General features: G+C 51.8%; 12 protein-coding genes. 8 read left to right on the top strand and 4 right to left on the bottom strand.

The genetic code is table 11. The features are described 5' to 3' along the window. The first annotated feature begins 1 nt into the window (after window position 1). Window positions 2-718: an OmpA/MotB family protein gene (locus ACN0YH_RS10560; protein WP_417379537.1), complete on the top strand. Its 717-nt coding sequence runs from the start codon at window positions 2-4 to the stop codon at window positions 716-718. 37 nt (window positions 719-755) lie between these two features. On the opposite strand, the gene ACN0YH_RS10555 is transcribed toward ACN0YH_RS10560, so the two are convergent. From ACN0YH_RS10555 to eno, 3 genes are all read right to left on the bottom strand, one after another. Continuing rightward, window positions 756-1088 carry a hypothetical protein gene (locus ACN0YH_RS10555; protein ID WP_417379536.1) on the bottom strand — a complete coding sequence of 111 codons (333 nt, stop codon included), beginning with the start codon at window positions 1086-1088 and terminating at the stop codon, window positions 756-758. 346 nt (window positions 1089-1434) lie between these two features. Then, window positions 1435-2028 carry a hypothetical protein gene (locus ACN0YH_RS10550; RefSeq protein ID WP_417379535.1) on the bottom strand — a complete coding sequence of 198 codons (594 nt, stop codon included), beginning with the start codon at window positions 2026-2028 and terminating at the stop codon, window positions 1435-1437. Window positions 2029-2263: 235 nt separating this feature from the next. Further along, the gene (gene eno / locus ACN0YH_RS10545; RefSeq protein ID WP_417379534.1) at window positions 2264-3538 is read right to left on the bottom strand and encodes a phosphopyruvate hydratase; all 1275 of its coding nucleotides are present in this window, start codon (window positions 3536-3538) and stop codon (window positions 2264-2266) included. 481 nt (window positions 3539-4019) lie between these two features. Here eno and ACN0YH_RS10540 point away from each other — a divergent pair, with 481 nt between their 5' ends. The 7 genes from ACN0YH_RS10540 (at window position 4020) to ACN0YH_RS10510 (ending at window position 10830) form a co-directional block, all read left to right on the top strand. Further along, entirely contained in the window at window positions 4020-5093 is a 1074-nt protein-coding gene (locus ACN0YH_RS10540) for a phosphatidylserine decarboxylase (protein ID WP_417379533.1), read from the top strand. Then, window positions 5074-5964 (top strand): CDP-diacylglycerol--serine O-phosphatidyltransferase, encoded by an 891-nt coding sequence (pssA, locus tag ACN0YH_RS10535; RefSeq protein WP_417379532.1) that lies wholly within the window; start codon window positions 5074-5076, stop codon window positions 5962-5964. Before ACN0YH_RS10540 ends, pssA begins: the two co-directional genes overlap by 20 nt. 54 nt (window positions 5965-6018) lie before the next feature. Further along, entirely contained in the window at window positions 6019-6636 is a 618-nt protein-coding gene (locus ACN0YH_RS10530) for a riboflavin synthase (protein ID WP_417379531.1), read from the top strand. Then, window positions 6623-7543 carry a 16S rRNA (adenine(1518)-N(6)/adenine(1519)-N(6))-dimethyltransferase RsmA gene (gene rsmA, locus ACN0YH_RS10525; protein ID WP_417379530.1) on the top strand — a complete coding sequence of 307 codons (921 nt, stop codon included), beginning with the start codon at window positions 6623-6625 and terminating at the stop codon, window positions 7541-7543. The genes ACN0YH_RS10530 and rsmA overlap by 14 nt, the downstream gene beginning before the upstream one ends. Before the next feature lie 112 nt (window positions 7544-7655). Beyond that, window positions 7656-9140 (top strand): IMP dehydrogenase, encoded by a 1485-nt coding sequence (gene guaB / locus ACN0YH_RS10520; protein ID WP_417379529.1) that lies wholly within the window; start codon window positions 7656-7658, stop codon window positions 9138-9140. Continuing rightward, window positions 9079-10278 carry a hypothetical protein gene (locus tag ACN0YH_RS10515; RefSeq protein ID WP_417379528.1) on the top strand — a complete coding sequence of 400 codons (1200 nt, stop codon included), beginning with the start codon at window positions 9079-9081 and terminating at the stop codon, window positions 10276-10278. The genes guaB and ACN0YH_RS10515 overlap by 62 nt, the downstream gene beginning before the upstream one ends. Window positions 10279-10425: 147 nt before the next feature. Continuing rightward, complete coding sequence (locus ACN0YH_RS10510) at window positions 10426-10830, top strand: hypothetical protein (RefSeq protein WP_417379527.1); 405 nt, start codon at window positions 10426-10428, stop codon at window positions 10828-10830. Window positions 10831-10846: 16 nt separating this feature from the next. Here ACN0YH_RS10510 and ACN0YH_RS10505 read toward each other — a convergent pair whose 3' ends face one another. After that, the gene (locus ACN0YH_RS10505; RefSeq protein WP_417379526.1) at window positions 10847-11968 is read right to left on the bottom strand and encodes a glycosyltransferase family 4 protein; all 1122 of its coding nucleotides are present in this window, start codon (window positions 11966-11968) and stop codon (window positions 10847-10849) included.

Raw genomic sequence — 11968 nt, 5'->3', positions numbered from 1 at the left:
CATGGAAGACGATGCCCCACCAGGAGTCCCGGAGTGGGTGGTGACCTACGGTGACATGATGTCACTGCTGCTTACCTTCTTCATCATGCTGGTTTCGTTGAGTGAAATCGTGAATGATGAAAAATACCGGGCCATTCTGGAATCCATTCAGTCATACACAGGGTATCGGAGTGGTCCGATCTCGCCGCCGGGAAAATATTTCCCCATGAACTCGCTTGTCGAACAGATGAGCATGCTGGGCGCCTACACAGACAGCCCCGAGCGTGGTCGTGGGGGGATTAAAACCCGTTCTCTGGAAGGCAACGACGTGCGTGTCTACCGGACTCGCGAAGGGGTGCCCGTACCAGTGGGAAAAACCCTGTATTATAACCAGATCGACATCGAGCTGGATCCCAAACGCCGGGAAAAACTGGATCTAATGATTCCAGAGCTGGCAGGGAAACCCAATAAAATCGAACTCCGCTCGCACACCTCTGATCAACCACTGCCAGCCGACTCGCCTATTCATGACAAACTGATTCTGACTTACCAGCGAGGACGGGCCGTGATGCTCTATCTGATTCAGAAAGGGATCGAGCCGAAACGGATTCGCATCACCTCCGCGGCTGACTATGAGCCGCCTTTGCAGACGGGGGATGAAAAGTCAGAGCAGATGGATCGCCTGGATGTGTTACTACTGGATGCCTTCGTGAACGACTATGTCGGCCCCAGAAAGTAACAGATCATGCCAGGCTTTGTTTGCTGTTATTAATTCTTTACTCTGCCAGTAGATCTTCGACCAGATGTTGATGGCGACGGTCAGTCACATCATGCATTTTGATAATATGCGGTGCAGAAATTTCGACGTGGGCTTCATCCAGACGTCTGTTGACAGCGGGAGCCAGGGGTACGAACATCGATGAAACACGGACTTTCATACTGTTCTCTTCTGATTCAGACATTTCCTGATCCTTTATGTTCATTTCCTCTAATACGACAGGATTCCAAGTTTCTTTCCGCTGATCGGCTGAGACATAGTGGGTTCGTGCCCAGCTTCTCAATCTCAACTCTTTAGCCAGAGAAATCGTACTATCCAACTCCTTGCTCATACCGCGATATCCTCATTGATGAATCTTCAAAAGCACGTCTCACATTTCACAATCGCGTCTCGTTTCGAACAGCCTCGATCCCGACGAACCTGAAGACGCGGCAGTAAACCTGGACCCAGGTTTAAAGGTGACTATTAACTCAAATCGTCTGGAAGATTACATCAGCCAAAATGATTTTGTTTTCGGCTATGGGCTTTGAGTGAGATTCCTCAGTGCAGCTAGCTATTGCAGAAACAACCCTAAAAACAAGGTTGTTGAGAAGAATAGTCAGGATCACAATTAAGAGACCACGCGGCACAACCAGACAAACCGCCACAACCAACACTGACACTCAAAACCAGCACAATCAGTACTCTCTGTCTTTCAGGTCTTCTTCGCTGATCCGATATCTTGAAAACAGTCCTGAAAACAGATTTCGTGTCGTTCTGGTTACTGTTTCCAACTGAGGCGTCTGGGACTCGTGCAGAAAGGTGAACGCTAACACGATGATCACCGCCGCCGTCAACAGGATTGAAGACCGCACTTTCTGATTTTCACTGAGCACACCCAGCATGGGGATATACCAGGCGCGACTGGTCACCGAAGCTTTCTGGTTGGGATTCCACTGGGGAACATCCAGTGCATGATCCGGCTCAACGGCGATGCGTTCTTCCCCGGGACCGGTGGCATCAAAGTCGACGCGGGCAACTTCGGAACGGAATTCCGGATCGTTCTCCAGCGAATGCGCGATCTCTTTGAGGTATTCCACCTGATTTTCCAGCGAAACCAGCTGCACCTGGTTGGTCAGATACTCATTGCGCAAATTCAGATAGGACAGATAACGGGGTGCCAGAACCACCGCCGCAAACAGACTGGCTGCGATGAATAACAGGATCCAGAATGTGAGCGAGATCATCCAGCCGATTCTGGATTCTTCATTCTGATTCTGATTGACTGACACAATAAGCACGCCCGATTTCTACAGGGGAAAACAGCAGGCAAACAACACCGGCATTCTCTTTAATTAAAATCGACCACGGCAGGCAGGCTTCTTCATCCACTGTGAAACAGTAAGGGTTATCCACCTTGTTACCAATCTGACGATTGGCGAACCGGGCTTAAAAATATGGGCGTAAAAAAACTCCCCTCTGAACTGAATCAGAGAGGAGTTTTACATGATCTGAACCTGGCAGCGATCAGGAAATTGTGCCACCAAAGGTTGCTTCTGTTCCGAGAATTTCTTCAATTCTCAGCAGTTGATTGTATTTGCAGATCCGGTCGGTTCGGCTGGCGGAACCGGTTTTGATCTGACCTGTACACAACGCGACAGCGAGGTCGGCGATGGTGGTGTCTTCAGTTTCACCGGAACGATGGCTCATTACGGCGGTATAACCGTTGCGGCCGGCCAGTTGAACGGCTTCGATGGTTTCAGAGAGCGTACCAATCTGGTTGACTTTCACCAGGATGCTGTTGGCAATGCCTTCATCGATCCCACGCTGCAGACGTTTGGGGTTGGTTACAAACAGGTCGTCACCCACCAGTTGCACTTTATCACCGACGCGGTCGGTCAGCAGTTTCCAGCCTTCCCAGTCATCTTCAGCCAGACCGTCTTCGATCGAGCAGATCGGGTATTTATCAACCCAGGCAGCCAGGAAGTCAACCATGCCGGCGGAATCGAACTCACGGCCTTCTACGGTGTAGATACCAGTTTCGGAGTTGAAGAATTCGGTCGAAGCGGCATCCAATGCGATCTTAACCTGATCACCGGCTTTGTAGCCTGCTTTTTCAATCGCCGTCAGGATGACATCGATGGCGTCTTCACTGTTGGGCAGATCAGGAGCAAAACCCCCTTCATCACCGACGGCAGTACTCAGACCTTTGGAAGAGAGCACTTTTTTCAGTGAATGGAAAATTTCGGTACCGCAACGCAGTGAATCACTGAAGTTGTCAAAGCCCAGAGGCATGACCATGAATTCCTGCAGGTCGATGCCGTTACTGGCGTGCTCACCACCGTTGATGATGTTCATCATCGGTGCGGGCAGACGGTTAGCACCAACACCACCCAGGTAACGGAAGAGAGGCAGATCAGCAGTAGCAGCGGCTGCATGGGCGGCTGCCAGCGAGCAGGCCAGGATCGCATTCGCGCCCAGGCGTGATTTGTTTTCTGTGCCATCCAGGTCCAGCATGACGCGGTCGATGAGCAGCTGATCGCTGACATCCAGGTCGACCAGGACATCCGCAATTTCTGTATTCACGTTTTCGACGGCCTGCAGTACCCCTTTGCCCAGAAAACGATCTTTTTTATCTGCATCACGCAGTTCACAGGCTTCATGTATCCCTGTGCTGGCACCACTGGGTACAGCGGCGCGTCCGACAGTTCCGTCTTCCAGTTCGATATCCACTTCCACAGTGGGATTCCCGCGGCTGTCAAGAATTTCACGGGCATGAACGGAACTAATGGCAATACTCATCGTTTGTGTTTCCTCAATTACTTCTATGAAATGAACTCGAGCAGTTGATTGTGTAATACATCAGCACTGTTCGATACAAAGGCTCTCAAAGAAGCATCTTTTTAGCAGAAACAGGGGTTAAGCTCAAATGACTGGGTTTAGATTGTATGAATCTTTCAGGGACCCGGAATGTTACCTTACCAGAAGATCCAGAGAGGGCCTCCCCTGGTAACGAATGCAGGTGAAACGACGAAACCCCTTGAATGGAATAGCTTTCCGACTGAAGTACATTCCTGAACGAGCTGTCAGACTGAACCATTTTTTTGGATTCGGGGATTTGTGAACAAAGATTACAGATTATTCACTGTGAGGTGGAATCCCGAATCTCGTCAGGCACTCTGATTCTTGTTAGACTGTTCTATTCCGGTCTCAGGCTGAAATGCGGTCTGTTACCTTTATTTAAAATGCCTTTCTAACCTGCCTTGCTTGAAACCGTTTTCCGATGAGTTCAACTTCACAACACAATCATCCAGAGACTTCTGGCACGTCCTATCCCCTCTTGAACGTGGAAGCCATGGATCCTCAATTGACCACGATTCAACCGGGTGGCGGAATCATTATCAATCTGGAGATGCTCTGGGGGCGTTGGCGGCGGTTCTGGCTGAAAACATTTCGGCGAGGCTACGTGCAGAAGATGCAGAGCAAGCGCCAGGGTGACTTCAACCCCTGTCCGCATGAGGTACTCGATCCGCGTGATCTGAAGTACCATGAAAATCAAGGCGGGTATTACTGGGAAACAGAAGACGATCCGTTTGCCTATCGCAGTCGTCTCCCTTTCGCGCGGGAAGGCCTGGCGGAACTGATCGTGCTCTCTACGCTGTTCTTCGGCGGTGCGGCTTTGACTGCAGGGCTGCTGCTGGCCAATCAGGCGTCGGGAGTCATCGCGATCTTCGGCTGGCTGGTGGCGTTTGTGCTGTTGCTGCTCGGCCTGGAAATCGTCTGGTTCTTTCGTAATCCGAACCGGAAGATTCCAGCAGGTGCAGGGGTAATTGTTTCACCGGCTGACGGGACATTTGATACGATCGAAGAAATCGAACATCATGAATACATTGGCGGCCCGGCGATTGAAATAGGCATCTTCCTGTCAATCTTCAATGTGCACATCAACCGCATGCCGGTCGCGGGTAAGATAATCAAACTCGCTTACAAGCCGGGCAAATGCCTGAACGCGCTGCGACCTGAATCAACGCGTGAGAATGAACGTCTGGAAGTCTACCTGCAGATGCCGGCACCAACGAACCGTCCCATGCTGGTACAGCAGATTACCGGTGCCATTGCCCGACGCATTGTCTGTCGGATCAAGCCGGGAGATGAACTAACCAGGGGACAGCAGTTCGGAATGATTAAGCTGGGCTCTCGGACGGTGATCGTCTTTCCTAAGGAGCCGGGCCTGGAAATCCTGACAAAACCGGGTGACAAGCTACAGGCGGGATCGACGATTCTGGCAAAATACACGGGTGCTGCAGAGCAAGTGAGTACAACGGGGGAGGCATCCAATGATGACAAAGAAGCGTAAACTGATCGCCGTGCTGCCGACACTGCTGACACTGGGAAATGCAGCCTGCGGATTTGGTGCCATCACCTATGCGGCCAAAGTCGGTCCGGAATACCTGGGACAGACTGTGAACGGTGGTGGCTTGACCCGCATGCTGGGTTCTTCTCCCGGCCTGTATAATTCTTTTGAAAACCAGCATCTGTTTATCGCCGCGTTACTCATCTTTATCGCGATGCTGTTTGATGCGCTGGACGGAAGCGCCGCCCGCTGGGCTAACCAGACCAGTGAATTTGGGGCTCAGCTCGACAGCCTGTGTGACGCGATCAGCTTTGGAGTCGCGCCGGCATTTCTGATGCTGCAGATGGTTCAGTTTCGCACGAATTACCATCCCCGCTTATTATGGGTGATCGCCCTGCTGTTTGCCGTCTGCACGATCCTGAGACTGGCCCGCTTCAATGTGGAAACAGAAGAGGATGATTCGCACGAAGGTTTCAGCGGCCTCCCTTCTCCCGCCGCGGCCGGAGTTGTGGCTTCCTTTCTGATTGCCATGCGGGGAGTCTATAAACTGGCAGAGACGGAAAATGATTCGCTGGCAAAATCGATCGCGGACTGGCTGATTCCCGCGGTTGCATGGTCGCTCCCCTGGATTACACTGGCGGTCGCGGCGTTGATGGTCTCGCGGATACATTATTCGCATGTCTTTAATCAGCTGTTCAGGGGTCAGCGCAGTCGGCGGCATGTGTTGCAGCTGGTATTTTCGATCGCGTTGGTCTTTCTGGTTCAGGAGCTGGCCATCCCGGTTCTGTTCTGTTATTTCGCGTTTTCATCTCCAATTCGTGCTTTTTGGGAAGAAGTTGTCTCTGGACGACTATACAAATCGAAACAAATTTGAGAAACTGGGACGTTTAACTCCCCCTTTAATCGAACCTTGAAAGTACTGTCGCCGATGTTTACGGGACTGGTCGAGGGTCGAGGTACCGTTCATCTTCTGGAGAAGGACGGCTCCGCCATCGATTTAACGCTTGCGATTCCGGAATGGATTACGAATGATGCCCACCTGGGAGACAGTGTGGCCATCAACGGATGCTGCCTGACGGTTGTAGAAATCGAAGCCGGCTTCCTGAAATTTCAGGCAGGTGCAGAGACCCTTGCCAAAACCAACCTGGGTCTGCTGACTCCGGGCGATGAGGTCAATCTGGAACGTCCCCTGGCAGCCAACGGCAGACTGGGCGGGCATTTTGTCCAGGGACACGTAGATGGCATCGCTACGATCAAATCGATCGATAGAGATGGGGAGTGGATCACAATGTGGTTCGAGGTACCGGAAGCATTAGCACTGCAGATGGTCGCCAAGGGGTCGGTCACGATCGACGGGATCAGCCTGACGATTGTGGAGAGCCAGCCGACGGCATTCAGTATCGCTTTGATACCGCATACGCTGGAAGTGACCACCCTGGGCCAGAAACAGGTTGGCAGCGTTGTGAATATCGAAACGGACATCCTCGGGAAGTATGTACAGAAACTGATTCCCATTACATCAGATGGTTTCAATGAAAGAAGATGAAAGGCAGACTCGATCTTATTTAATGCAGCTCTTCGAGCGGCATGGCTTTAACCCGCGCTCTGATCTGGGCCAGAACTTTCTGATCGATCTGAATATCATCGAATACGTCGTTGAACACGGCCATATCCAGTCGAATGATATTGTGCTCGAAGTGGGTACCGGCACCGGGGGTATGACCACCTTCATGGCGCAACAGGCAGCGCATGTGATCACGGTGGAATATGATCGCAACATGCATACGCTGGCCCAGGAAGCGACTCAGAAATACGACAACATCACGCTGCTGAACTGTGATGCGTTAAAAAATAAAAACCACATGTCCCCCATCGTGCTCGATGAGATCGCCGCACAACTTGCAGCGCACCCTGGCAGTCATCTCAAGCTGGTGGCGAATCTGCCTTACAATGTAGCGACGCCGATCATCTCGAATATCGTCGCCTCCGATCTGCCCTGGAATCGCATGGTCGTAACGATTCAGTACGAACTCGGTTTGAAGATGACCTGCAAGCCAGGGTCGTCCAATTACGGTGCCCTGTCGGTCTGGTTGCAGTCACAGTGTTTTGTGAAGCTGCTGAAGAAACTGGGGCCCACGGTTTTCTGGCCGCGCCCCGGAGTCGATTCGGCTATCGTCCAGCTCACACCCAACCCGCCACTCAAACAGAAAATTGTGGACCGGGTCTTCTTTCAGGACTTTCTCCGCAGAGTTTTTCAGCATCGCCGTAAACTGATGCGGAGCACCCTGGTGGGAATGTACAGCAAACAGCTCCCCAAAGCGGACGTAGACAAGATATTATTGTCACATGGGATTGATAAAGAAAAAGTACGAGCCGAAGAACTGAATATTCCGGAATTGATCGAACTGGCCAATTCATTTCAGGAGCAGATCGCACAGCAGGCAAACCAGTAATAAAATTGCCTGCCTCCCAGGCAGTGTCTAAAATGCGTTCATCAAAATCAATTTAAAATAAATCACACATAAACAGCAAAAACATTCAAGCGTCGTGTTAAGGAGAGGAACAATGGAAGATCGCATTACCTGTCAGGGAATTACATTTGATGACGTCTTACTGCAACCTGCATACAGTGAAGTAATGCCATCGGAAGTCAGTGTTGCCAGCCAGCTTACCAGAAATATTCCTCTGAATGTCCCCATCATCAGCAGTCCCATGGATACGGTGACCGAAAGTGACATGGCGATCGGGATGGCCCAGGAAGGGGGAGTCGGCATCATTCACAAGAATATGCCCGCCGATCAGCAGGCGATGCTCGTCGATGTGGTGAAGCGAAGTGAACATGGGGTCATTGTCGATCCTGTCACGCTACCGCCAGAAGCCACGGTCGCCGAAGCTGCCGAAATCATGAAGCGCAGGAATATTGGCGGTGTCCCCGTCACGAAAGCTGGGAAACTTGTAGGAATTTTAACGAGTAGGGACTTACGATTTTTAGACACGCCTGACAAGTGTATTTCCGAGGTTATGACGAAAGATAAGCTTGTAACGGCTAAAGAAGATACAACGCTTGAAGCGGCTCAGCGGATATTATTGGAAAATAAGGTCGAGAAACTTCTGCTGGTTGACGAAAATTATCAACTGAAGGGGCTTATCACAATTAAAGACATCGACAAGACGATGCAGTTCCCTCTGGCCTCTAAAGATTCACGAGGTCGGCTGCGAGTGGGAGCTGCCGTTGGTGTCCATGATTATGAACGAGCCGCTTTACTGATTGAAAAAGGGGTTGATCTCCTGGTTGTTGACAGTGCACATGGCCATTCAGGCAATGTGATACAGACCGTGAGAGAAATTAAAAACCGATGGGACATTGATGTGGTTGCCGGTAATGTGGCGACAGAACAGGGTGCCCGTGATCTGGCAGATGCCGGTGCAGACGCCGTTAAGGTCGGCATTGGTCCTGGTTCAATCTGTACGACCCGAATTATTTCCGGTGTCGGTGTACCGCAGTTAACGGCCATTTCCAATGCTGCCAAAGCATTGAAAGGGACGGGAATTCCGGTCATCGCAGACGGAGGCATTCGTTACAGTGGAGATATTGCCAAGGCACTGGCAGCAGGTGCTCATACGGTAATGTTAGGAGGTTTGCTCGCAGGTCTGGATGAGAGTCCAGGCGAATTGATTCTTTACCAGGGACGCAGTTTCAAGCGTTATCGCGGTATGGGGTCGATGGGAGCGATGGTTAAAGGTAGTAGCGAACGCTACCGTCAAAGTTCAGTTAATCAAGATGGAAAGGACACTGCTAAAAAACTCGTTCCGGAAGGAGTAGAAGGTCGTGTGCCCTATAAAGGCCCACTGCAGAATCTGCTCTATCAGCTTGTAGGAGGACTACGGGCCGGCATGGGTTACCTGGGTGTCCAATCTATCGCGGAAATGCGTACCGAGGCTCGATTCATCCAGGTCTCAGCAGCAACGGTCAGGGAGAACCATCCGCATGATATTGCAGTTACTCAAGAAGCACCAAATTACACAGCCGAACATTCGCCTATGGAATAGTCACCGCCTGCGGTGGCTGTTGACCGTGGCGATCGCGCTGGGATCATGCCCCTACTCATTTGCCGGTGAGCCTGCGACATCCACCGATCCGTTCCTTTCCCAGTCCAGCACAACAGTACAAACCTGGGAAGAACTCAAAAGTCGCTCTCCCGAACAACGCTGGGAATCGCTGGCGAAAGAAAACAAACGCGAGCTGAAAAAGCAGGAACGCAAAGAACGGCGGGAGCAGCGCAAGACGAACAGAGGCAACGATGGGCTGGAACTGGTTCCCGAGTTCCGCCAGATTCCCGATGACATGCCCGAAACACCGGCCGCTACAGCAACCAGCGGAACCGGTTTCAGCACACCGGTGAGTCCGCCCGTCGCGCCTGGAGTCGAGCCTTATAAAACGATCGGCCTGGAACAGAATCCCTCTGTCCCAACATCGACGGCAAAAAATCTGGAATTCAACGGACCGGCTCCCGTCAGCCAGCCTCAACAGACTGTACCGGTCTTCCCGGATACGGTGACCGCTGGTACGGCTTACATCAACACTCAAAAGTCTTATGAACCCGCTGATCCGGTGCCTGGCCTTGATCCCAATTCTCCGGATTTTCTGGAAGACGAAACGCCACATATGTTAAAGAAAATTGCCGGAATCAGTCCGTTCTTCAACTATGAACCTGATCCGGAAATCGCCAAAAATGAGCCCTGTCGCAACCTGTGCCCACGTCCGGACGGCAAACCCTGCAAAACATCGGATGAACAGGGAGAACACATCCTGGCTTGTCCCCGTGAATACCAATTGAGCCACGAACCATACTCAGGTCGTAACTTCAAAGAAAGTATTTATACCTGGGAAGCCTCAGACATCCATTATAATCCGCTCTATTTTGAGGATCCCAAGCTGGAACGCTATGGTTACTCACGACGGGACCTGGTGCAACCATTTGTTTCCATCGGTCGGTTCACCGGTCAGTTGCTCGCGTTGCCTTACCAGATGAGCATTGACCCGGTGAAGAAAGACGTCTATCCCCTGGGATATTATCGTCCGGGTGAGCCTCACATTCCGAAACGCATCAATGGAATCCCCTGGAACACCAAAGCAGCAGTTACTGAAGGACTTACAGCAACGGGCCTGATCTTCCTGCTCCCTTGATAATTCTGATCGGAATCATTCTGCAGCGGTGGTTGCTGAACGACGATCAATTCGATACTCTCTAAACACACCTTGGTCGATCAGATCAGGGTGTGTTTTTGTTATTTCCCCCTGATCCTGAGCTTTAATAGAGTGAACTTCAGCACCATGTCTCGCGATTCTGTCAACAATGTATCTTCTGCTTCCCGCGAATTAGCCAACGATATTATTCAACGTGTGGCAAAGTTAGTCAGTGAAGCGGAAGCAGAAACCAAACCGCTGGAACTGGACCCCTATCGCGGTCAACTGTTTGAACTGTTCGTCATGGCGGACGCCGCTGGCTTTGTTTCTGAAGAAGCCGAGATTGATCTGACTGCTGACAATCTCTGTCGGGAACTGGCCAGTCACTGGGGTCTGGCATCCGCCACCCAGAATGCTGTAGAATCCCAGGCCAAACTGCCTCCCGAACAGCTCAGCAAAATGCGAATCCTCTGGTCAGTACTGCGACTCTGGATGGAATGGGATTACGCCTGGAAGCGCTGGGAAGAGTTCCATCCCAATGACCGCTCCTGAAATCGGTCTCTCAAGCTCAACCGATCAATTGCTGCCAGAACGCGATCAAACGTTCGCCCGCCTGTTCGCTGGTGAACTGCTCCAATGCCCGCAGCCGCGCGGCCTGTGTCAGAGTCTGACTCAAATCAGAATCGTTCCCCATCCGAGAGATCGCGCCTGCTAACAAATCGGCATTACCGGGAGGGACCAGCAAAGCAGAGACTTCATGCGTCACGATTTCTTTGGTTCCGCCGACGTCGGTCGCCACGATGGGCAAGCCACTGGCAATCGCTTCCAGCAGCACCCGCCCCAGTGGTTCCTGTTTCGCAGGATGCACGAGCAGGTCGGCTTCATTCATGAGCCAGTGGATCTCCTCACGATAACCGAGTCGATGCAGGCGATTGTTCAAACCAGGCCGCTCAAAAGCAACGTTGAGTGCCTGATCAAATTCAATACTTTCCTGCTTCTGTGAGTGACGTTCTCCCACCAGGAGAAAATGCGTTCGCTGATCTCCCTGCTCCGCCAGCTTCAACGCCGCTTCCGCCAACACATCCTGTCCTTTTCGCAAACCAATTTGGCCGATTGTCAGACAGAGTTGTGTCTCCGGATCCAGTCCCAGTTCCTGCTTCAAAGCTCCGGTCGCCGGTCGTGGCTGAAAGTGTTCTACATCGACGCCGTTATAGCAGACAGTCACCCGTGTGGGATCAAGGCCTCTACCGATGTGAAACTCACGTGTCGCCGCTGAGACAGCCGCCAGTCGCTGGTTCTGGTTCAGGTCGTGGATCGCCGCGCGACTGAGCTTGATGATATCCCGCAGATGCCCCGAACAGGGGACCGGAATCTGATCGGCAAGCGCCCCTGTCAACCGCGACATTGAAAGACTGTTCGCATGCAGCAGATCAAAGTCACCAGACGTAATGACAGGAATGATCTGTGCTGCAATGGCTTCCCGCGACAGTCGCTGCCTGTGATTATCGTGAAACAAAACAGGATGACACACGATGCCGATCTGTTCCAGCGCCGACTGCAACAGGCTTTCCGGGGGACAGCAGGCGGTGAAGTGGAATGTTTTCCCATGCAGGCGTGAGAGTACGGCCAGCATTGAATGTTCGCCGCCATTCAACGAGCCGAACTCAAACAGAAGGGCAATGCGTTTCAC

It is taken from the genome of Gimesia sp., assembly GCF_048262075.1.
Classification (GTDB): Bacteria; Planctomycetota; Planctomycetia; order Planctomycetales; family Planctomycetaceae; genus Gimesia.
Note: the sequence above shows the minus strand (reverse complement) of the source record. Positions and strands in the feature narration are given on the sequence as shown.